Origin of the sequence: Streptomyces sp. NPDC014727, from assembly GCF_043083485.1 — a bacterium.
Lineage (GTDB): Bacteria > Actinomycetota > Actinomycetes > Streptomycetales > Streptomycetaceae > Streptomyces.
The window spans coordinates 1-22309 of the sequence record NZ_JBIBYR010000006.1; the positions used below are offsets into that span (position 1 = coordinate 1).

General features: G+C 69.8%; 13 protein-coding genes and 1 pseudogene. 3 read left to right on the forward strand and 11 right to left on the reverse strand.

Going from position 1 to position 22309, the window contains the following annotated elements:
* The 5 genes and pseudogenes from ACF1B9_RS11950 to ACF1B9_RS11970 form a co-directional block, all read right to left on the reverse strand.
* On the reverse strand, positions 1–1692 hold a 1692-nt coding region (locus ACF1B9_RS11950), incomplete at its 3' end, for a condensation domain-containing protein (RefSeq protein ID WP_391795908.1).
* 53 nt (positions 1693–1745) lie between these two features.
* Positions 1746–5036 (reverse strand): annotated as a pseudogene (locus tag ACF1B9_RS11955) (amino acid adenylation domain-containing protein); the annotation flags it as partial.
* Between the two features lie 502 nt (positions 5037–5538).
* Positions 5539–7722 carry a BTAD domain-containing putative transcriptional regulator gene (locus ACF1B9_RS11960; protein WP_391744461.1) on the reverse strand — a complete coding sequence of 728 codons (2184 nt, stop codon included), beginning with the start codon at positions 7720–7722 and terminating at the stop codon, positions 5539–5541.
* A 470-nt stretch (positions 7723–8192) separates the two neighbouring features.
* A complete protein-coding gene (locus ACF1B9_RS11965; RefSeq protein WP_391744460.1) occupies positions 8193–9569 on the reverse strand; it encodes an ATP-binding protein in 1377 nt (458 codons plus the stop codon).
* Between the two features lie 3 nt (positions 9570–9572).
* Entirely contained in the window at positions 9573–10250 is a 678-nt protein-coding gene (locus ACF1B9_RS11970) for a response regulator transcription factor (protein WP_361458729.1), read from the reverse strand.
* Between the two features lie 149 nt (positions 10251–10399).
* Between ACF1B9_RS11970 and ACF1B9_RS11975 the strand changes: the two genes are divergently transcribed.
* A complete protein-coding gene (locus ACF1B9_RS11975; RefSeq protein WP_391744459.1) occupies positions 10400–10594 on the forward strand; it encodes a hypothetical protein in 195 nt (64 codons plus the stop codon).
* Positions 10595–10686: 92 nt separating this feature from the next.
* Here ACF1B9_RS11975 and ACF1B9_RS11980 read toward each other — a convergent pair whose 3' ends face one another.
* The 4 genes from ACF1B9_RS11980 to ACF1B9_RS11995 form a co-directional block, all read right to left on the reverse strand.
* Positions 10687–11310: a 4'-phosphopantetheinyl transferase family protein gene (locus ACF1B9_RS11980; protein WP_391744457.1), complete on the reverse strand. Its 624-nt coding sequence runs from the start codon at positions 11308–11310 to the stop codon at positions 10687–10689.
* Positions 11307–11990: a BPL-N domain-containing protein gene (locus tag ACF1B9_RS11985; protein WP_391744456.1), complete on the reverse strand. Its 684-nt coding sequence runs from the start codon at positions 11988–11990 to the stop codon at positions 11307–11309. The genes ACF1B9_RS11980 and ACF1B9_RS11985 overlap by 4 nt, the downstream gene beginning before the upstream one ends.
* A 7-nt stretch (positions 11991–11997) precedes the next feature.
* Positions 11998–16050 (reverse strand): Pls/PosA family non-ribosomal peptide synthetase, encoded by a 4053-nt coding sequence (locus ACF1B9_RS11990; RefSeq protein ID WP_391744455.1) that lies wholly within the window; start codon positions 16048–16050, stop codon positions 11998–12000.
* A gap of 725 nt (positions 16051–16775) precedes the next feature.
* A complete protein-coding gene (locus ACF1B9_RS11995) occupies positions 16776–18113 on the reverse strand; it encodes an alpha/beta fold hydrolase (RefSeq protein WP_391744454.1) in 1338 nt (445 codons plus the stop codon).
* 229 nt (positions 18114–18342) lie between these two features.
* On the opposite strand from ACF1B9_RS11995, the gene ACF1B9_RS12000 reads away from it, so the two are divergent.
* Entirely contained in the window at positions 18343–19341 is a 999-nt protein-coding gene (locus ACF1B9_RS12000; RefSeq protein ID WP_391744453.1) for a helix-turn-helix domain-containing protein, read from the forward strand.
* Between the two features lie 110 nt (positions 19342–19451).
* Entirely contained in the window at positions 19452–20129 is a 678-nt protein-coding gene (locus ACF1B9_RS12005) for an HdeD family acid-resistance protein (protein WP_391744452.1), read from the forward strand.
* Positions 20130–20542: 413 nt separating this feature from the next.
* On the opposite strand, the gene zwf is transcribed toward ACF1B9_RS12005, so the two are convergent.
* Together zwf and ACF1B9_RS12015 are read right to left on the reverse strand one after the other, a co-directional pair.
* Positions 20543–22024: a glucose-6-phosphate dehydrogenase gene (gene zwf, locus ACF1B9_RS12010; RefSeq protein WP_391744450.1), complete on the reverse strand. Its 1482-nt coding sequence runs from the start codon at positions 22022–22024 to the stop codon at positions 20543–20545.
* Positions 22021–22275 (reverse strand): hypothetical protein, encoded by a 255-nt coding sequence (locus ACF1B9_RS12015; RefSeq protein WP_391744449.1) that lies wholly within the window; start codon positions 22273–22275, stop codon positions 22021–22023. The genes zwf and ACF1B9_RS12015 overlap by 4 nt, the downstream gene beginning before the upstream one ends.
* Positions 22276–22309: the final 34 nt, after the last annotated feature.

Genomic DNA, 22309 nt, shown 5'->3' on the forward strand with positions numbered 1-22309 from the left:
GTGGTGCATGCGGTCGGTGGGGAAGGCGGTGTCGAGGGGGACGTAGACGCCGTGGGCCATGAGGACGGCGAGGGTGGTGATCACGGTGTCGGGGGATCGTTCGACGCAGATCCCGACGCAGACCTCGGGTCCCACGCCGTGTTCGGTCAGGAGTGTGGCGAGCCGGGCGGCGCGGGTGACGAGTTGTGTGTAGGTGAGGGTGGTGTCGTCGTGGACGACGGCTACGGCGTCGGGGGTTTCCCGTGCCCGGCGTATGACCAGTTCGTGGATCGCGCCGACCGAAAGTTCTCCGCCGTCACCCGCCCATGACTCCACCAGCTCCCGCTCGGTGTCGCCGAGCAGGATGACGTCCCCGAACGCGGTGTCCGGTTCGGAGACCATCGACTCCAGCACCCGCACGTAGTAGTCCCGCATCAACGCCACCTGGTCCTCGACCAGAACACCGAGGTGGTAGTCGAGACTCAGGAGCAGCCGTGTGGAATACGGATTGCGGATCACGCCGACACTCAGCGGGAAGTTGGTCGGCTCGGCACGCAGCGTGCTGAAGCTGTCGATCTTCCCGTCCACGATCGTCAGACGACCCTCACCGAACTCGTCGGTGAGCACGTGGAAGTGGTTGTACACGAAGCTGGTCTCGAACAGGGCCTCGCCGCCCATACGACGCTGCAGCGCCCCCAGCGGGTATCTGCGATGGGGCAGCATGTCCTGCTCGGCCTCGAACACCGCGCGTACGAGGTCCAGCCAACTGCCCTCCGGCAGTTCCAGCCGGAACGGGGCGGTGTTCAGGAAGAGCCCCCGCACCTCGGTCGCCCCGGCCTCCTCCAGCCGTCCGTTGGACGACAGCCCGGCCAGTACGTCCGCGCTTCCGGTGACCAGACTCATGACCCGCAGATGCGCTGCCAGCATCACGGACTTCAGCGGCACCCCACAACGCTTGGCCAGCGCCAGCAGTTCGTCGCACAGCTCCGCCGGTAGCAGTGTCTCGATCGAGCCGTGCTTCTCCGCCGTGTGCAGCACCCGCCACTCGTTCTCGCGCTCGGGCGTGGTCAGCCCGGCGTCGTGCCGGTCCGGCCAGCGTGGGAGCCGGCCCGTGGGCCGGTCCGTGAGCCGCTCCAGCCAGAACGCCTCGCTCTCCTTCGAGCGCAGCACCTCCCGTTCCGCCGCGATGAAATCGCGGTACGCGGACTCCGGCGGGTCGAGGGCGGCGACCGTGCCCGCACCGGTCGCGAGTCGGTGGTAGAGGCCAGTGATCTCGGCGAGCGTGGAGTGAAGGCTCCAGCCGTCGAAAATGGCGTGGTGCTCGGTCACCGTCCACTGGAACGCATCGTCGGAGAGCCAGTGGACGCCGAACCGCAGCAACGGCGGCCGGGAGTGGTCGAACACGTGGGAGCGTTCGAAGGTCACGTATGCGGCGATCGCCCTCTGTTGCGCCTCGTCGTCGAGTGCGCGCAGATCGGACACCACACACGGCATCCCCGCCGTGGCATGCACCAGCTGGAGCGGCTCGCTGTAGCCGCTCAGCTCCAGGGACGTACGGAGTATCGGGTGGCGTTCCACGACGAGGCGGAGCGCCTCCTTGAAGCTGCGCTCGTCGAACCGGCCGTTGATACGCATGCTGTCCACGTTGTGGTACGGCAGCCGGTCACGGTCCAGCTCCATCTCGTAGATCATGCCGACCTGGAGTTCCGCCATCGGATAGGCGTCCACGAGGCCCTGGGGCAGACGCGCCCTGTCCTCGGCGCTCACCATGGAGAACGGCTCACGGTCGCGCTGCGGGGTTTCGGATACCGCTTGGGTCGAGGCGGCCTCGGCCAGCCCCGCCAGGGTGGGTGTGCGGAAGAGGTCCTGCAGCTCGAAGCCCACCCCCTGGGCACGAGCCAGTCCCAGCACCTGGATGCTGCGGATGGAGTCGCCGCCGAGGTCGAAGAAGTTGTCGTGGCGGCCGACCTGGTCGACGCCCAGAACGCTGCTCCAGATCCCCGCGAGCAGTTCCTCCGTCCCGGGCAGCGGAGCGATGAACTCGGCTGTCAGGTCAGGGCGTTCGCTCGTCGGAGCGGGCAAAGCCCGGTGATTGAGCTTGCCCTGCGGGGTGAGCGGGAGGGAGTCGAGGAAGACGAAGTTCCTCGGGATCATGTAGTCGGGGAGGTCGCCGGCGAGGGCGTCGCGGAGTTCGCTGGTGGTGGGCCGGTCGGCGTCCGGCTCCGGTACGAGATAGGCGACGAGGTCCGTGTGGCCGCCGAGATCGTCCCGGACGACCACGACGGCCTGCCGGATCTCGGGTCGCCGGCCCAGTCGTGCCTCGATCTCGGGCAGTTCGATGCGATAGCCGCGCACCTTCACCTGGGCGTCGGCCCGGCCCAGGTATTCCAGGTCGCCGGAGGATGTCCAGCGGGCGAGGTCCCCACTGCGGTACAGCCGGGCTCCCGGCGCACGGCCGAGATGATCCGGCACGAAACGCTGTGCGGTGAGCGCCGGTTGGCCCGTGTAGCAACGTGTCACGCCGGGCCCGCCGACGTGGAGCTCCCCGATGACACCGATCGGACTCGGATCACCCGACGGATCCAGGACGTAAAGACGGAGGTCGGGCAACGCCCTGCCGATCCGGCTGAACGTACCGTCGAGCTGGTCCTCGTCCACCTCGGTGTACGTCACGTGCACGGTGGTCTCGGTGATGCCGTACAGGTTGATGAGAAGCGGCGAGGCGTAACCGTGACGGGCACCCCAGCGGCGCACCGAGGCCCGGTTCAGCGCCTCGCCCGCGAACAGCACTGCCCGCAGCCCCAGTTCCCCGCCCTCCACTGCATCGACCGTCTCGAACTGGCGGAAGGCAGAAGGGGTTTGGCTGAGCATGGTGACCGAACGGTCGCGTACGAGTGCGTAGAACGCCTCCGAGTCCCGGCTGGTCAGGTAGGGGACGACGACGAGGCGTCCGCCGGTGGTGAGGGCACCCCACATCTCCATGACCGACACATCGAAGGCGTAGCTGTGGAAGAGGGTCCAGGTGTCGTCGGGGCCGAAGGGGAGGCGTTGTTGGACGGCGTTGAAGAGGCGGGTGACGTTGGCGTGGGTGACGGTGGTGCCTTTGGGGCGTCCGGTGGATCCTGAGGTGAAGATGATGTAGCAGGCGTGGTCGGGGTCGAGGTGTGGGGGGAGGTGGGCGAGGGTGTGGTCGGGGTTGGGCGGGTGGTGGTCTGGAGGGTGTCGATGTTGAGGGTGTGCCAGGGGCCGTGGGGGACGGTGGTGTGGGTGGGTTGGTGGGTGAGGACGAGGGTGGCGTTGACTTCGGTGAGCATGTGGTGCATGCGGTCGGTGGGGAAGGCGGTGTCGAGGGGGACGTAGACGCCGTGGGCCATGAGGACGGCGAGGGTGGTGATCACGGTGTCGGGGGATCGTTCGACGCAGATCCCGACGCAGACCTCGGGTCCCACGCCGTGTTCGGTCAGGAGTGTGGCGATCCGGGCGGCGCGGGTGACGAGTTCTGTGTAGGTGAGGGTGGTGTCCTCGTGGACGACGGCTACGGCGTCGGGGGTTTCCCGTGCCCGGCGCATGACCAGTTCGTGGATCGCGCCGACCGGGAGTTCTCCGCCGTCACCCGCCCACGACTCCACCAACTGCCGCTCGGCGGGCCCCATGAGCGGAAGTCGGCTCACCGGGAGATCGGGCGTGGCGAGGATCTGACCGAGCAGGATCTGCCAGTGGTCCACCAGGGTACGGATGGTGTCGGCGTCGAACAGGTCGGTCGCGTACTCGACCTGGAGATGGAGCCCGCCCGGACGCCGGTACACCGACCAGGTGATGTCGAACTTCGCGGTCCCCGTGGCCACCATGGAACGCTCGACGCTCAGCCCCTCACCGAAGGGCTCCAGCGGCTCCTCCTCGTGGAAGGCGAAAAGCGTCTGCACAATCGGGTGGTGACTCAGTGACCGTTCGGGGTGCAACTGCTTCACGGCGAGATCGAACGGGGCCCTGCTGCGGGAGAGCGCGCTCAGCAGCGACGCGCGGGAGCGCGCCACGAGCTCCCGGAAGCCGGGGTCGTCCCCCAGGTCCACCCGGAGGACGAGCGTGTCGACGAAGAAGCCGACCAGATCGTTGAGCTTGGCGTTGTCCCGGCCCGCCACCGGCGAACCGACGACGACATCACTGCTCCCCGAGTGACGCGCGGCGAGCACCTGGAAGGCGGCGAGCATCACCGTGTACAGACTGACGTTCTCCTCGGCGGCGAACGCCTCCAGCGCCGCCGAGGACACTTCGGTGAGTGGGAAGTCCGTCGTCTCGCCCCGATAGCTCATCTCAGCCGGACGGGGGCGGTCCGTGCCGAGGTCCAGCACGGCCGGAGCATCGGCCAGCGCGTCCGTCCAGGCCGCCAGCGCCTTCTCCGTACGAGGACCGCGCAGCGTCTCGCGCTGCCACAACGCGTAGTCGGCGTACTGGACCGGCAGTGGCCCGACCGACCCGCCGCCGGAACGGTACGCCTCGTTCAGCCGACGCTGGAACACGTCGAGCGACCAGCCGTCGCAGGCGATGTGGTGGAAGGTCAGCTGCAACCAGTGCTCGTCCTCGGACAGCCGGTACAGCGACGCACGCAGCATCGGATCCCGGGCCAGGTCGAATGGCCTGCGGGCATCCGCCTCGACGGCCTCCCGAGCGCTGCGGACGCGGTCGGCGGGTGCGAGGCCGGTGAGGTCGACGAGCGGGCAGTCCGTCTCACGGGTGTCCAGCAACCGCTGGCGCGGCTCCCCGTTCCCGTCCGCCTCGAAGACGGTGTACAGGGCGTCATGACCAGCTGCGGCCGTAGTGACGGCGGCCGTCAGGCGGGCGGCGTCCAAGGGGCCCGTGAAGCGAAGAACGACCGGAATGTTGTAGACGGCGTTGTCCCCGAGCCAGCGGTCGAGGAACCAGAGCCGCTGCTGGCCGAAAGAAAGCGGACCGCGCTCATCCGGCCTGGCGCGGAGCCGGCCGGCCGAGGACGGTCTCGTTCCGGCTCCAGTACGCGCGTCGTCTGCGGCGTTCTCGTCGGTCGTGGGGATGCCGTCCATGATGACGCCCTTCTCACCGGTCCACTAAAGGTCCAATAAAAACGAAACGCGGTCGCGGTTTCTTGAAGAGCACACCGAGCAGTGCGTATGCGCATCGCCGAAGAGAACCTGTGAACGCTGCAAAGAACTGCGGGATTATTTGCATGGGACATGGAGGAGCGCTGTCACATTAGAGAGGCGCATCAGGACCGGTCAACCCTCGTGATTAGCGCCTGACCTGCACCTTTTAACGATCGGGAAGGTTTTGGATCACTTCCTTAGCGTAAATTTAGGGAAGCAATAGAGCTAAATAAGCGCACGCCCGCCTTGTATATGAACGGAAGATTGAATCGCGTCCGGGCGCGTCGTTCCCTTGGAGCCCGTCGAGGTTCCCCGGGAGTTGTGCGGGACCGCCGGAGGGGTTGTCAGCAGGACAGCCGTGACGGGCTGCGTGCCGATATCGAGCCGGCGAAAGGGAATCGGTGCCTACGGCCGAACCGTCGTGCTGCCACCCGAGGAGGGATCACTTCCGGGCCAGCGCCGTCGAACTGCTCGCCAGGCGACAGGAAATGCTCCACAGGCCGATTTCGGCCGCCTGTCGGCCCGCTGCCTCCACCTGGGCGCGCTCCTGTTGGTACCAGGCGAACGGGTCCGCCAGCAGACGGTCGACCAGGCTCCGCGGCATCGCATGGCAGCGGATGGGCTCATCCGGTACGGGCGGGTCCCCGTACCCGCCGCGGCGCTGCGCTTCTCCGGTGAGATACGCCAAGGTGTCGAGAACGCGCCGCAGCGCCGCCCGCTGCTCGTCCGGCGACTCCTCCGCCGCCAGGCGTTCCAGGGCGAAGGCCCGTACGAAGGCGGGGAAACGGTACCGGACGGCTCTGGACGCCTGGTCCACCACAGCTTCGAGCAGGTAGGACTCGGTGAGCTCGTCCAGCAGGTCCTGGGCGCGATGCGGTTCACATTCGAGCAGAGGGGCGCCGATCCAGGGGGCGAAGTCGGGTATCTCCAACTGGGCGAGTCGGCGCAGGGCCCGCTGGGCCTCCGGACTGAGCGCCCCGTAAGCCGGGGTCATGCACGTGCGGACCGCCTGCTCCACGTGGCGCAGCTCGTCCGGGCGGCGGTCCACATCGGCGCATCGGTCCACCGCCTCGGCCCGGGCGACGGCGTCCGCCACGGTCCGGTGCGGCCGGGCGGCCAGACGTGCGGCGACCGCGCGCAGCACGAGCGGCAGATCGTCGCAGGCACGGCAGAGCTCCTCGACGGCCAGCGGTTCGGCGGCGACCCGCCGCCGGCCGATGATCTTCATCAGCATTTCCACGGAGCTCTCCCGCCGGAACCGGGAGAGCTCGATGCGGGTGTCTGCGGGCAGCCCCGTGAAACGCCGCCACGAGGTGATCAGTACCCGTGATCCGGACGACCCGGGGAGCAGCGGGGCGACCTGGCACTCGGATGCCGCGCCGTCCAGGACGACGAGGACTCGGCCCTTCGCCAGCAGGTCACGGTACATCTCGGCGCGCTCCTCAACGCTGCCAGGAACGGCTTCGTCGGTCACCCCGAGCGCGCGCAGGAAACGCCGGAGCACCTCGGCGGCGCTCGTCGGGTGGCCCGGGGCGCCGGACAGTTTCGCGAAGAGCTGCCCGTCGGGGTAGTCCGGAGCGAGCCGATGAGCGACATGTACGGCCAGGGTTGTCTTGCCGGAGCCACCCCGGCCCGTGATCACGGTGACGGGGACGACGGTTCGGGGTGCGTCGGTGCCGGTGGAGGCGGCCAGAATGCGCTGGATCGCTCGCGCGCGGCCGGTGAAGTCTGCGATATCGGCGGGCAGCAGACGCGGAATCTTGTGCGCCGGAAGTGCCGGAACCGCCGGAACTTCCAGGACCGCCGGGCCGCTGCCGGGCCCGTTCGGCTGGGCGGCGTCCTCCGTCACCATGATGAAGGGCTGGATCCGGGGTGGCGTGCCCCACTCCTCTTCCCCTGCCAGGATCATGCGGTGCAGTCGCTGCAGTTCCGCGCCGGGCTCGATGCCGAGCCTCTCGACGAGGGCCGCCCGCGCCTGGCGGTAGGCGTCCAGGGCCTCGGCCTGCCGTCCCGCGCGGTGGAGCGCGGTCATCAGGAGCACCCGCAGGCGTTCCCGGAGGGGGTGGGCGACGACCAGAGCGCCGAGTTCACTCACGGCGCGGTGGTGATTGCCGAGCCGCAGTTCGAGTTCAAGACATTGTTCCTGTACGGCGAGGCGGCGCTCGTCGAGTTGGACGGCCTTCGCCCGTACCGGCTTGCTGCTGATATCGGTCAGGGCGTGTCCCTGCCACAGCTCCAACGCGGCCCGTAACTCTTTTACCGCCTGTTGGGGTTGCTGGGCGGCAGCGGCCCTTCTGCCTGCGGCGACCCGTTCCTCGAAGGCATGGAGGTCGAGTTGCCCGTCGGCCATCCGTAAGAGATAGCCGGGCGAGCGGGTCACGATGGGGCCGGAGTGGGGCCCCGCGGGGAGCATGCGCCGCAGCGCGCAGATGCCGATCTGTACCTGCGTGCGGCTCGTCGCCGGGGGCTTCCGCTCCCATATGGCCTCCACCAGAAGGTCATTGGAGACGACACGTCCCGATTCGAGAAGCAGCATCGCCAGAACCGTGCGCTGACGCTGCCCGCTGACATCTATGCGCCTGCCGTCGTCCACGACTTCGAGCGGCCCCAGAATCCTGAACTGCATGGGCCCCCTTCGAGGTAGTGACGGCTCGTAGAGGGCGATGGCGCCCGGCCTGACGTACAGGCCCGCCGACCTCCAACGCGCCTGGCGTGTTCGAATACTGGTGCAAGGTGTACGAAAAGCGGATACGGGATGTGCATTCGAATGATTGCATGATCGAAAGGGGTCAGTCAACGACTCACTTCCCTGACTGCGTCTGTCAACTTCTTTTCTGCTCGGACGCGTTATGGGGCCGCCTCTCTCTGCGAGTTTCGGAAAAAGAACGTCCGAAATTCCATGTTTGAAGTGCGAGCACCCGGGTTTTCTCTGGGCGTGATTTCCCCGGGATGCTCGTACCCCGGCAGGCGGTATGTCTGGTATACGTGTCGAATTGTGACTCCGGGACGCCGTCCCCCTGTGTCGTTCGGAAACCTGTCTGGGCCCCTTGACATACGGGACAACCCTGGGCGGGTCGGCGGCGGCCTCGACAGCGATCACCGGTTCTCCGTCGGCAGCAGCACGACCAACCGGGCGCCGGGCCGGTTGTCCTCGATGCGAGTGCTGCCGTGGTGGGCCCTGACGATGTCACGGACGATGGCGAGGCCGAGGCCGGTGCCGCCGGTGTCACGGGCGCGGGCGTCGTCCAGGCGGGTGAAGCGTCCGAAGACGCGCCCCCGGTCGGCCTCGGGGATGCCAGGGCCATCGTCGGCGACGACCAGCTGCGCGGTGCCGTCGCGGCTATGGAGGCTGACGTCGACGCGCGTGGCGGCGTAGCACAGGGCGTTGTCCAGCAGGTTGCGTACGACACGGACGAGGGCGTCCTCATCGCCCGCCACGCGTGCCGCGCCGACGGTGCGCTGGTCGATGACGAGCAAGGTGCGGCGGCGAGCCTCGCGCACCTCGGTGAAGACGATGTCGTCCAGGTCGACGGGGCGCGCCTGCGGCTGGGGCCGGGCGTCCAGTCGGGCGAGTTGGAGCAGGTTGTCGACGAGCCGGGTGAGACGTTCGGTCTCGTGGAGCAGGCCGGGGGCGAGGGTCCGCCAGTCGGCGGAACCGGGATGGTGGGCGGCGACTTCCAGACGAGTGTGCAGGGTACTGAGGGGGCTGCGAAGCTCGTGGGCGGCGTCTGCGATGAATCTTCGCTGCCGCTGGGTCGCCGTGTCCAGACGGGCCAGCAGGTCGTTGAAGGTCCTGGCCAGCCGCCCGAGCGCGTCGTCGGCGGGCGGTTCGCCGAGGCGGTGACTGAGGTCCGACGCGGTGATCTCGGCGGCCTGGGCGCGCATGGCATCCACGGGGCGCAGCGCGCGTCCGGTGAGCTGCCACACGACTGCGGTGAGCAGGGCGATGACTGCCGGCACGCCGGTGGCCAGACCGGTGGCGAGCTGGGCCAGACCGTGGTCCACGCTTTCGGTGGAGACGGCCACGTAGACGGACATGGGGTTGCGGGCCGTGCCGGCGGGGACACCGACGGCGCGCCATGTCCCGCTGTACCCCACAGGAATGTCGTGGACGGTGTGGGCCCGCGGGTTGCCGGACTCGCTTGCCGGAAAGGCGAACGCCCGCGGCCGGTCACGCAGATTCGCCGAGCTGGAGAGCACGTTTCCCTTGCTGCCGACGATCTGCACCGCGACTTCTCCGTGGCTGGTGACGGGTATTTCCACGGGGATCCGGTCGCTGTCCGTGCTCGCTGCCACGACCTGGGCGCGCTGCAGGGCGGTCTGGTCGAGACCGCTGATCAGGCTGGTGTGCAGCCAGACGGCGAGCAGCACGGCAGCCCCGGTCAGCGCGACGGCCATGACCAGGGCTGCGGCGGCGGTCAGTCGCAGCCGCAGCGACCGACGGGCCCACCAGGACCGAACGCCGGCGGCCATGCGTCACCTCGCACCGCTGCGCAGCAGGTAGCCGGCACCGCGGACGGTCTCGATGGTGCAGCGGCCGAACGGGGCGTCGATCTTGCGCCGGAGGTAGCTGACGTACACCTCGACGATGTTGGTGTCGCCGTCAAAGTGCTCGTCCCACACGTGGGTGAGGATGTCCGTCTTGCTGATCACCTCGTCGGGGTGCCTGAGCAGATACTCCAGGAGTGTGAACTCCCGTGCCGTCAGATCGATGTCACGGTCCCCGCGGCGGCAGCGGCGGCGTGCGGGATCCACGGTGAGGTCGTCGGCGGCGAGCACGGCGGGCCGGGCGGGTGCCCCGCGCCGCAGCAGGGCCCTCAGGTGGGCGACGAGCACCACGTAGGAGAACGGCTTGCTCAGGTAGTCGTCGGCGCCGAGGTCGAGGGCGTCCGCTTCGTCGTGCTCCCCGTCCTTTGCCGTGAGCGTCAGCACCGGCGTCCAGATCTTGGCGGCCCTCAGCCGTTTCAGGACCTCGTACCCGGACAGGACGGGCAGCATGATGTCCAGGACGATCACGTCGTAGGGCTCGTGGAGAGCACGCCACAGTCCGTCCGCCCCATCGTGTGCGAGGTCGGCGACGAAGCCCTCTGCGGCAAGTCCGTCGGCGATGGCCTCGGCGAGTGCATGCTCGTCCTCGATGATCAGCATCCGCATGGCAGCCCCTCTCCATCCACCGTAGCTCCGGACCAGCGGCTGTTTGACTGAGAGGACCCTGAGGATCGGTTCGGCTCTCAGCTTCCTCTTAGCGCCGCGGTCACAGGCTGGAATTGTCAAACAGGCTCGGACAGGCAAGGTGAGGAACGATGAAGATCCTTCGAGACGAGCGCCGGGACCGGGACACCAGGGAGCGCATGCGGCGCGCCGACGACCGCGACCGGCGGGCAACAACCGACGTCCGGCGGGTCGGCGGGCGGCCCGAGGGACGGCGGGAGACGGACCTCGGCGAGCGGGAGTACCTGGTGCGCACGTCGCGCGTAGCCGATCGGCCGTTCGGCTGATGGGGGTGGGGACAACTGGAGAATTGAGGGCTGTTTGACAACGGTCGCGGCCGGTTCGTGCCGTACGGAGCACGGACCGGCCGCGTGCGCCGTCAACAGCGACGGACGGCGATCGCCGCGACACAGCCCGAGTCCACGGCGACATCCGCGATCGTCCACCCCTCAAGGCACTCGGCCGGTGCCATGCCCGTGCCTACGTAGTCGATGGACAACCCCCGGGCCAGGCCTGTGCCGAGGCCCTTGAGGTAAGCCTCCTTGCGCACCCAGGCCCTGGCGAAGGCCAGGGGCCGTTCGTCCTCGGGCAGGGCTGCGAGCTCGGCCCGCTCCACCGGGTGCAGGTCAGCCGCGAGTCCGCTCACGACGTCGGACGGCGGGATTCGCTCCATGTCGACGCCGACGGGTGTGCCGGCGAGCGCGATCAGGCAGAGGCCGCCGCTGTAGGCCAGGGAGAAGTACGGTGCGCCTCCCACCACTGTCGGCCGGCCGTGCGGACCGCCGCACACCGGGCACGGCTCGCGAGTGAGCGCTACCTGCCGGGGCGGGACGCCGAGCCGGGCGGCAAGGAGGCTGCGCAGTGCAGCGTGCCCGGCAACGTACCGGTCGCGGACCGCATCCTGGGCGAAGGCGCGGGCCCGCCGCCGTTCCCCGGCGTCCAAAGTCGTCGGCGCAACCGGCGTGTCCGCGCGCACGAGCCACAGGGCGGGCGGTGGTGTCACCCCTGCATCACCGCTTCCACTAGGTCCAGGGCCAGGTCCAGGGTGTGCTGAACCTGCAGGCCGTGGTCGGTGTACCAGTCATCCGTGGCCTCCGGGTGTGGTCCGGTGACTGCCACTGGACCGCTGCCGAACCGGGTCACGAGGGCGGCCGGGGTGCCGTTGTCGTAGGTGGCAAGGATCCTTGCGTCGGCGTTCTCTTCGAGGATGAAGAGGGGGCCGTCCTGGAAGAACACGGTGCGCGGGCGCCCACGCCACGTCACCTGGACCAGCGTGTTGCCCTCGTCGTGGACTGTGGCCCCCGGAGAGTGGATGTACTGGTCGGTGTCGCCCGGAAGGAGACCAAACCCCGGGGTGACCCCGGCGAGGTAGCCGCCGAGGCAGAAGCCCAGATAGCGCCCACCGCCGTGGACGAAGTCCCGGATCGGTCGGCGCTGCCGACGCAGAGTCCGCCAGGCGGCGGCGAGTGTGCCCCCGCCGGGCTGGGCGTACAGCACGGCGTGGGACAAGGACTCGGCTGACAGCGGGCAAGTCTCGTCCGGGCCGGTGAAGCGGACGTCCAGGCCCCACGGACCGGAGGCGAGGAGTCCGGCGACCGCCTCGGGACAGCCGGGCAGCGAAGCCGGCCCGCGATAGACGAGAGCGAGGCGACGGTGCCCGGCCGGGGGCTCGGTGGCTGCCATGGCAGCCTCACCGCACCTGCTTCGTCGGCCCGGCAGGCACAGGCCGCACGGTGGGCGGCACGCCGAGTCCTTCGGCAGGGAGCCCGTGCCAATTCGTTCCCGGCGTCAGCCGCTCGCCCTTCATGACCAGGGACAGTGCCCCAAGCCGGACACCGGCACCCACCACCGCGTCGTAGAGCACGATTGTCCGCGGGCCGATGCTTGTGCCGGGGCCGACGGTCACCGTCGACATCTTCATCACGCGGTCCTCGAACAGGTGGGTCTGCAGTGAGACGTGCAGGCCGATCGCGGCGTCGTCGCCGACCTCCACCAGGTCGAACTCGGTGAGGTACGTGGTGCCGATCCAGGCGCGCCGTCCGATGCGGGCGCCGAACCGGCGCAGTACCGGGGGCAGGAACGGTGTCCCCACCAGGGCACCTACACCGGCCGGGACCGCGGCCGCCTCGAACAGGCCGGTGACGAACTCCGTACGACGCACGAACAGGCTCCACAGGGGCTCGACGCGCGGCCGGTACCGTCCGGCGACCACCCACTTGGCCAGCGCGCAGTACCCGATGACGGCCAACACCGCGCCCATGGCGAGGATCGGCGACACGAGCAGCGGAACCAGCGGCCCCGTCCGGCCGGCGATGTCGGCCAGGACCAGGAGGTAGAGGCAGGCACTGGTGGCGAGCACGGAGGCGGGCATGGTGGCGCGGAAGAACTCGATGGCCAGGCGGACGAGCACCGCCCTGCGCGTGGGCTGGAAGGTCAGTTCCTCGGGGAAATTCCCACTGCTCTGGCGCACCGGCAGCCGCAGTGCGGGCGAGCCCAGCCAGGTGCTGCCGGCGGGCACATGGTCCAGGGACGGTACCGTTCCCACACCGATCAGACAGCCCGGTCCCAGCCGAGTTCCGGCGGGAACGAGCGCCGCGTTCCCGACGAATGCGCGCCGGCCGACTTCGGTGGGCACGAACGCCACGCGGTCGACCGCGAAGGTGGCGACGCCGATGCCGGCCATGTCGGCGACGAAGCTGCCGTCGCCGAGGTCGAGCAGGTCCGGGTCGATGTGTGCCGCGGTGGAGACCTCGGCGCTGCGGCCCACGCGGGCGCCGAGCAGCCGCAGCCATGGGGCCGTGTAGAGCGTGGCGTAGAGCGAATTGGTGAGGACGAGGCTGTGCTCGAGCAACTTGTCGGTGAACCACTTGCGCACGCCGAGTGCCGATCGGGCCGGGTGGATCCCGGGGGGTGTCCTCCGCAGGACCGCCCGCTTCCCGACGGCAACGATCAGGCACGCCGTGGTCACGAAGAGCGGGCCGGACAACGCGGTGGCGACCAGACCGGCGGCCGGCCCGCGGTACAGCCAGGCCCACCAGCACAGGGCGACGCCCGGCAGGGTCATGGCGACCGCCGCTGCTTCGAGCATGGCCAGGCCGAGCACGACGGCGGCCAACTGCCGTGGGTGCCAGCGGTCCGTCCCGGCCCCGGTGCTCAGCATCTTCTCGACGAGCGGGGAGAGCGCCTCCACCGGGCGTGCCGGCGATCCGGCACGGCGCGCCCCGGCGGGGACCGCCTCGTCGGGGCCTGCCACGGATTGCTCGCCGAGCCCGGACCGGGGGCCCAGGCACGCGCCGGGTTCGAGGACCGCGTTGGCGCCGACGAACGCCCGCTCTCCGACGGTGATCGGGGCGACCGTGACCCATCCGTCGGTGACCTGCCAAGGGCGCAGCGTGGCGCCGTAGCCGATCGCGGCGTCACGGTCGATGCGCAGCAGCGTGGGGAGGCCGATGAAACTGGTGGCGATGGTGGCGCCGGGGCCGATGCGTGCGCCGAGAAGCCGCAGGTAGTGGCCCATCAGAGGGGATCCGCTCAGTACTCGCAAGGGGCCGACGCTGATCAGCAGCACGTCCAGGGCCCACAGACGCAGATACGTCGCTCCCCACAGCGGGTACCGGCCGGGCCTGATGCCCGCCGCCAGCGGTCGTGCCAGGGCGAGGGGAACGAGCCAGCGAATGGTGGTGTAACCGGCGAGTACGGCGAGCGTCGACACGACGGCCCCCCAGCCCGAAATCCGGCCGTGGTTGAGCGCGTAGGAGATGGCCACCGGTCCCGTGAGCAGGAACAGCAGCCCGTAGAACGCCGCCGCCTGGGCCAGTCCGGCACGCGCGATCCGTGCGCAGCCGTGCCGGAGGGGCGCGGGCCGAGCCTGACCCATCGGGCGAGGCGTGTTCGCCGAGGAACGCAGGCGTGCCGCGAACGTTCGCACGGTCGGGTTCTCGTACAGGTCGCGCAGGGTCGGGCCGGTCCCGCCGTCCCGGCCCCGCAGCAGCGATACGGCGCGGGCAGCGAGCAGGGAGTGACCGCCGAGGTCGGTGAAGAAGTCGGCCTCGGCCGACAGCTCCTCGGGGGCGATACCGAGCGTCTGCGCCCAGGCGCCGCGCACCGTCGTCTCCAACTCGCCGCGGGCCGGCGTCACGGGGCCGGTGTCGATGAACCGGCGGCCGGTTGGTGCGGGCAGCCGCGTGCGATCGGCCTTGCCGCTCGGCATGACCGGCAGCCGGTCGAGGAAGTCCAGTGTCGAGGGCACCATGTAGGCGGGCAGCGAGCGGCGCAGGCGCTCGTGCAGCCGTCCGGCGAGGATGTCGTCAGGGATCGCGCCGTCCTCGGCGCGCACCACGTAGGCGGCCAGAGCGCGGTCACCGTCGTACCCGTTGTGCCGGGCCACGAGCGCGGTGGCCGCCTGGGCCACTCCGGCGTCCTCCAGCAGTACGTTGTCGATCTCGTCCAGCGACACACGGTAGCCGCGGATCTTCACCTCGGCGTCTGCCCGGCCCAGGTAGTCGATCTCCCCGTCGTCGGTCATCCTCCCGAGGTCTCCGGTGCGGTACAGGCGGCCGCCGGGCGCCAGGTGGTGATCGACGAAGCGGTCGGCGGTCAGGTCCGGCCGGCCCACGTAGCCCCGGGCAAGGCCCGGACCGCCCAGGCAGATCTCACCGACGGCTCCGTGCGGCACAGGCCGGCGCCGCTCGTCGAGGAGAACGACCGAGTACGTCGGCAGGGGGCGACCTATGGTCACCGGGCGGCCCGGCCGGAGTTCCTGCCAGGTTGCCGTAACCGTGGCCTCGGTCGGCCCGTAGGTGTTGAGGATGCGCCGTCCTGGCCTGCTCCATCGTTCGACGAGCGAGGCAGGGCACGCCTCGCCGCCCACGACGACGCTGCGGATCCGCGGAAGGTCGTACGGGATCGTCGCCAGTAGCGTCGGCACGCAGTACAGGACAGTCACGTCCTGGTTCTGCAGGAAGTCGGCGAGTTCGGCGCCCAGCCGTCCTGAACCGTCCGGTCCGGCGACGAGCGTGGCACCGGCCGCCCAGGTCGGCCAGATCTCCTCGATGGAGAAGTCGAACGAGATGGTCATGCCCTGATACACCCGGTCCTGCGGCCGGACGCCGTAGATCGGGGACACGACGCGCAGGAAGTTGCAGATGCTCGACTGAGTGATCTCCACTCCCTTGGGCCTGCCACTGGATCCCGAGGTGTACATGATGTATGCAAGTGGATCGTCCGCGCCCCAGTCCTCGGCGACCGGGCGTGAGGACGGCAGCGGGCGGAGATCTCCGGCGCACGCATCGATCTCGATCACAGGGCACACCTGGCGCAGCCCCGCCCAGGCGGCGCCGGCAGCGAGAGCGGACGTGGTCAGTACTGCGGTGGCGGCCGCGTCACTCAGGATGAAGGCGACCCGGTCGGGCGGCGCAGCGGGGTCGATGGGAACGAATGCCGCGCCCGTCTTGCAGACGCCCAGCAGGCACACGTACATGTCCACGGACCGAGGCAGCAGCAGAGCCGCGCGTCTGCCCGGGCCCATGCCGATACGGCGCAAGTGGTGGGCGACTCGATTGGCTCGGGCGTCGAGGTCTGCGTAGGTCAGACAGTGCGGGCCGCATTCGAGGGCGACGGCTGACGGCGTGCGGTCGCAGGCATCCTCGAAGAAACGGTTCAGGCTGCCGACGGTGCCCGCCGTCCCCGAGGTGGTGCGGTCTCCCGTAGGAACGACGGGCGGGGCGGCGGTGTGGGAGGCCATGGGTTCTCCCTTTCGGTGCGAAAGGTGCGCGGTCATTCCCGGTGACTCTTTCAGCCTGGGCGACGCCCGCTGAGAGGACGCTGAGAAGCGGATTCACGCGTGATGGCACAGCATTCGCGGACGCCCGCGAACAGAGAGAGCCGGTCGGTCTACAACGGTCGGGCGTCGCCCACGACTGTCACCCAGTAACTTTCCGTGATGGTGATCCCGGATCGGGAGCGCTCAAGGCCGCCACACCGATACCGTCAAGCAATGGTCCGGCATGTCCTAATTCTTTCGCTGCGTTTGCACTCATAATTCACTCATTTCAGCGAACGTTACCGTCTGTGAAAAGCCTGAATCTGCCGATCGCTTCCTCGGTGTTCGCCATTCTCGGTGCGGCTCATGGCATCGATGAGGCTCTTGGGGCGCATATCGGTCCAGTTGGCAGGACCTGGTTTCGGAATCGCGTGGTCGATCTCGACGCCGATACAGGTCCGCGCGGGGCGAGCGAACGGTCCGTTTCACCAGCCCGCGGTGAGGGTGTCGAAGAGGGGCGGCGGTTTCGCGGACGGGGCCGCAGGTGGCGGCGTAGTGATCGAGTGCGTGGCGGGTCTGGGCGACCATGGGCTGGGCGGGGCAAGCCGCGGCCCCTTGGCACCGTCGCCGCACGAGACCGGCTCCCCCACCTGGTCCGGGGCCTGAGCCCAAAGCCAGTCACCCGAACTTCCGGGCGCCCCCGCCGGTCAGCGGCCCAGGAGGAAGTCGATCGCCGCCTGGCGGCCCTCGTCGCTCGCCGCCCCCTGCACCGAGTGCGCGGCACCCGGCACCACTACGACCCGGGCCCGCGGCGTCAACTTCCTCTGCTCGTACAGCCACTCCAGCGGTGTCGACAGGTCCCGGTCCCCACCGAGCAGCAGTACCGGTACACCTGGAAGTCGGCGGTGCTCCGGCGGCAGCGGCGGCACCGGCGTGGGCGGCCAGTTCAGACAGCTGAGCATCGAGCCGAGGCCCGTCGCCGTGGCGGCGTCGAAAGGGCCGTAGTCGGCCGGTGTCAGCTGCGCGCCCGCCTTTTCCAGCGCCTCCTGGCGCCCCGCCACCGGGGCGTCCGATCTGCCCCACGGACAGCGCCCGTCCAGGCACAGCGTCGAGGCGTGCAACCCCTGGCTCAGCTCCTCCGCGCTCGCCGCGCTTCCCTGCCGTACACCCGCGATCAGGCCCCGCAGCGGCCCGGGGTCGCCGCCCGCCGCCGTGTGCAGGGCGTCGATCACCGCCGCGTAGTTCGGGTCCACGAACTCCCAGGTGGTCAGGGCATCGATCACGTCGACCCCGTTGTCGTACCTGCGTATCACCTCGGCCAGATCCGCTGCTGGGTCCGTGGTGCAGCCGGTCGCCTCGCAGGCCGCCGTCAGCACGCGCGGCGCCGCGCGCAAGGCGGCGCGGTCCATCGGGTCGTATCCGGTCTGCGGCACCACCGAGTCCAGTACCAGCCGCGCCACGTGCTGCGGGTACGCCAGGGCGTACCGTTCGGCGGTGTACGTGCCGTACGAGACGCCGTCGAGCGTCATCGTCCGCACGCCCAGCGCCCGGCGCAGCAGCTCCAGGTCGGCGACCGTGTCACCAGTGCCGTAGAAGCGGCGGTCCGGACCGATGGCCGCAGCGCAGCCCGTCACGGCCCGCGCAGAGGGCGGCGTGAGATCGGACGACCCCATCTCCTGCTGCAGCTGCGGGCACTGCAACGCACCCGCGCCGGTGCCGCGCTGGTCGATCATGATGAGGCGGTAGTCCTTCAGTGCCGGAGCCAACCGCTTGCTCAACCGGTTCACGAAGGGCACGCCCGGCTGCCCCGGACCGCCCGTCAGGAACAGCAGTACGCCCTTCGGGGCCCTCGTGTTGTCGGCCATCGCGACCTTCAGGCGCAGCCTGCCCGGCACGGCGCCGCCGTGGTCGAGCGGGACCGTGAGCGTGGCGCAGCCGAAGCCTTCCAGGTCGGGGCAGGCCGCGGCACCGGAGAGCCCCCCGGTCGGCGCCGCGGCTGCCCGATCCTGCGCCGTCGACGCGCACGTGCCCGACAGCGTCAGCACACCGGCGGAGGCCAGTGCGAGCGCCGCCAGTGGTCTGGGCCTCCGTGTCCCCCGTGCCTTCCGGCTGCTCCGTGTCCCACGCATCCCCGTACCCCCCGTGTCATTCGCGCCTGTGCGCACCCTTGTCTCCGTGGGCCACCAGACTGGCCGAGCAGGCCCGCCGAGGCGAGCTTCCGTGCCACGATTCGAGCAGCTTCGAAGGGTCGGCGAGCGGGAGACAGCGGGGGCCATGATCGAACTCACCATGGATGCCACGGGGCTGGCCTGCTCCCGCTTCGCGATCTCGCCGTTGCACGAGGTCGCGGCGACGCTGCTTCCGTGGGGCCTGCGCGCGGCCCTGCACCCGGGTCCGAACGCCGATCCGTGGGTCGCGCGTGCCCGACGCGTACTGCGCCGGGCACGGCTGCCGCTGCTGTCGGAGCTGTCCCTGGACGGCGGCGGCTATGTGCCGGATTTCCTCAGTCCGCACCCGTCCGGGCCCGCTCCCACCGTCGAGGAGGAACTGGAACGGGTCCGTTCCACCCCGCCCGAACGTGTCCTGGGCGAGCTGAAGGCCTTGCGTGACGGCCGCCCGGGCAGCGGCCTGCCCGGATCGGAGCTGCTCCCGGAAGTACGGCGGGCGATGGCCCGGGGCGGCGGGCATGTCGCCCGGCAGGCCGCAGAGGAACTGCGGCGCTACTGGGACCTGGCCTTCGCCCCGCACTGGGAGGCCGCGAGGAGCGCCCTCGAATCGGAGGTCGACCGGTGTGCCGGTGTGCTGGCGCGGCGCGGCGCTGCCGAACTCTTCGACTCGCTGCACCCCGGCATCCGGTGGGCCGACGGCACGCTGCGCGTGGAGAGCGGGTTCACGGTGGCGTTGGCCGTGCCCCTGGTGGTCGTGGTGCCGTCGCTGGTGGCGCCGGGGCCGGGCGTGGCCGTGGACCCGGTGCGGGGCGGGCGAAGGCCGCCATCGCTGACCTACCCCGCACGTGACAGGACCCCGGCGCCGACCGCCCCTTCCGCCGAGTTGGCCAGGCTGCTCGGCACCACCCGCGCCGGGCTGCTCGCGGCGCTGGCGCGACCGGCTTCCACCGCTCAGCTCGCGGCAGGCCACTTCCTCAGTCCCGCCACGGTGTCGTACCACCTGGGCGTGCTGCACCAAGCGGGTCTCGTCGCCCGCGCCCGGTCCGGACGGGCAGTGCTCTATCGCCGCACGCCTGCGGGTTCCCGGCTGACGGGAACCGGTTAGACACGGCCTGCGGTTCACCGCGCCCCGTGCGGCGCGGTTCGTGCCTCGACCGTCAGCCGGGTGGACCGGCAAAGGTCGCGGGGCGCCCGTGCCCGGTACAAGCATGGATCATGACCGACGCACCGAGCGGCTCCCCCCGCGGACCGGAATACGACGACCGCCACGCCCATGGAGCGGGTGACGTGCACGCGCCGAAACCGCACCCCGGCTACACGGAGCCACCCTTCGAGGGGTTCCTGCACCGCCTCTCCCGCACCGCCTGGCAGGTCGTCCTGATCACCGGCATCGCCTCCCTCGTCCTGGGGATCGTGATCCTGGCCTGGCCGGGCCCGTCCCTGCTCGTCGCCGGGATCCTCTTCGGCATCTACCTCATTCTCAGCGGCGCGCTCCAACTGGCGGCCGCCTTCGGCACGCACAGGGCGACCTCGCTGCGTGTCCTGGCCTTCATCAGCGGCGCCCTGTCGATCCTTCTGGGCCTGTTCTGCTTCCGGGGCAGGTTGGAGTCGATCCTGCTGCTCGCATTGTGGATCGGCATCGGCTGGCTGATCCGCGGGATCACCCATACTCTGGCCGCCGTTCACGACCCCACCATGCCCGCGCGCGGCTGGCAGGCCATCCTCGGCGTCGTCACCTTCATCGCGGGGATCGTGCTGATCACCTCGCCGTTCACCTCGATCGCCGTGCTCACCCTGGTCGCCGGCTGGTGGCTGGTCGCGGTCGGCATCGTCGAGTGCGTAACGGCGCTCCGGCTCCACGGTCGTGCACAGCGGATCCCGCGCACGGCATGAACCCCGTGCAGCGCGTCAACTTCGTGCCGCACAGGTAGCCTGAGAGGGCGGTGTTGGGGGTCGACACGCTGAATGGCGCGCGCGTCGCCGGCAGATGCCGCCCCCTTGTGAGCCCAACCCCGCGGCACCCACGCACCGCTCGTCGGTATGCCTGGCTGCGGGTGATTCTGGCTCTCGTCGCGCTGCTGCTCGCGGCCGGAATGGTAGGGGCCATCCATCCCTCCAACCTCCCCACGCGACAGGAGATTCCCCATGCCCGACGGGCGATCGCTGCCGGGGCAATTCCAGTGAACGGCGGGACCGTCCATGTGCGGCCGCGCGGACTCCCTGGGAGAGACGCGACCCGGCCGTTTCCCGCTGACCCCGACGGTCATAGACGGTGAGGAATTGGTGTGCGAGGGCGCTCGCCCCGGTCATCTCGGTGACCGGGGCGAGCCGGAAGCGGCCGGGACCTCGACGGCCTCCTCGCCGGCGTCCGGCAGATACCAGTGGTGTGGTGCGATCAGGTCGCTGACGGCAGGTTCGGGACCCCATGAGCCAGGGGCATACGGCTGGAGCGGCGGCGGATTCTCGAGGAGGGGGGTCGATGCCTCCCAGATGTGCTCGATTCCGTCGGCCCCGGTGAACAGCGACTGGTCGCCGAGCATGGCGTCCAGAATCAGCCGTTCATAGCCTTCGAGTCCGTTTTCCTGGCAGAAGGAGTCGGCGTAGCGGAAGGCCATCGTCGCCGGTGCGAGGCGCATGGTGGGGCCTGGCTCCTTCGCGAGAAAGCGGGCCGCGATCCACCCGGGGTCGCCGAAGTCGATCACAATCTTGTTGCCCCGGTCCCGTTCCCGTCGGGGGAGATCCGTAGGGAACATCCTCAGGGGCGGCTCACGTAGACCGAGGGTGATCACCTCGCGGTGCTGCGCGAGGTTCTTGCCGGACCGCAGATAGAACGGGATTCCGGCCCACCGCCAGTTGTCCACCTCCAGGCGCAGCGCGGTGAACGTCTCGGTCGCGGAATCGGGCGCGACACCTGGCTCCTCTCGGTAGCCGTCGTACTGGCCGCGTACGACGTGCTCGGTTCTGATGGGGCGCAGCGCCTCGAAGACCTTGGCCTTCTCGTCGCGCAACGGTTGGGCGGCGAGCGAGACGGGTGGTTCCATCGCCACGATGCCGAGGACCTGGATCAGATGGGTGACGATCATGTCCCGGAAGGCTCCGGTGCCTTCGTAGAAGCGGGCTCGGCCCTCGAGGCCGAGTGTCTCGGGCACGTCGATCTCCACGTGGCTGATGCGGTCGCGGTTCCAGATGGGTTCGAGCAGGCCGTTGGCGAAGCGGAGGGCGAGGATGTTGTCCACCGACTCCTTGCCGAGGAAGTGGTCAATGCGGAAGACCTGGGATTCGTCGAAGGCGGCGTGGATCGTCTCGTTGAGCGTGCGCGCGGACGCGAGATCGGTACCGAAGGGCTTTTCCACGATCACTTTCGCGTTCTCCGCCAGCCCGCTGTCGCCGAGCATTCCGATGACGGACCGGAAGGCGGAGGGCGGAACGGCAAGGTGGAACAGTCTGCGTGGCCGCCCTCCGAGGGAGTCTTCGGCTGCTTGTACGGCCGCGAGCAGCGGGCCGGGGTCCTGGGGGTCGGCCGCGGCGAAGGACAGCGAGTGCTCGAAGGCTTGCCACTCCGGTCCGGACGGTTCGGACGGTCCGTAGGCGGCGACCGCGTCGTGCGTGTGTGTGCGGAACGCATCGTCGTCCAGCGTATGCCGAGCTGGAGCCGAGCCCACGATGCGGTAACCGTCCGGGAGGAGCCCCGCTTGGGCGAGGTGGAACAGTCCGGGGAGCAGTTTGCGTTTGGCGAGGTCGCCGGTGGCGCCGAAGAGCACGATCACATGGTCGTCCGGGCGAGTCATGGTCGGCTCCTCTTCTCGTCGTGCCTGTTGAACTCGCTGCGCATGGCGGGCAGGATCCGGTCGGCGAACTCGCCCGGGCGCCGGGACTGGAATCGGTCGGTGAGCGCCGTGGTGATCACGGCGGCGGGTACGCCCTCGTCGATCGCCGCCAGTACCGTCCACCGCCCTTCGCCGGAGTTCGGGACGCGTCCGGTGAATATCTCCAGCTTCGGTGACCGGGCAGTGCGTCGGCAGTGAGGCCGATGGGCCACGTGAGCTCCTACTGGTCCAAGAATCCAGCGAGCC

Bases quoted from the DNA above. Each gene is read 5' to 3' on its own strand.
- ACF1B9_RS11960 (WP_391744461.1), bottom strand. From the start codon at position 7,722: ATGCAGTTCAGGATTCTGGGGCCGCTCGAAGTCGTGGACGACGGCAGG.
- ACF1B9_RS11965 (WP_391744460.1), bottom strand. From the start codon at position 9,569: ATGGCCGCCGGCGTTCGGTCCTGGTGGGCCCGTCGGTCGCTGCGGCTG.
- ACF1B9_RS11970 (WP_361458729.1), bottom strand. From the start codon at position 10,250: ATGCGGATGCTGATCATCGAGGACGAGCATGCACTCGCCGAGGCCATC.
- ACF1B9_RS11975 (WP_391744459.1), top strand. From the start codon at position 10,400: ATGAAGATCCTTCGAGACGAGCGCCGGGACCGGGACACCAGGGAGCGC.
- ACF1B9_RS11985 (WP_391744456.1), bottom strand. From the start codon at position 11,990: ATGGCAGCCACCGAGCCCCCGGCCGGGCACCGTCGCCTCGCTCTCGTC.
- ACF1B9_RS11990 (WP_391744455.1), bottom strand. From the start codon at position 16,050: ATGGCCTCCCACACCGCCGCCCCGCCCGTCGTTCCTACGGGAGACCGC.
- ACF1B9_RS12000 (WP_391744453.1), top strand. From the start codon at position 18,343: ATGATCGAACTCACCATGGATGCCACGGGGCTGGCCTGCTCCCGCTTC.
- ACF1B9_RS12005 (WP_391744452.1), top strand. From the start codon at position 19,452: ATGACCGACGCACCGAGCGGCTCCCCCCGCGGACCGGAATACGACGAC.
- zwf (WP_391744450.1), bottom strand. From the start codon at position 22,024: ATGACTCGCCCGGACGACCATGTGATCGTGCTCTTCGGCGCCACCGGC.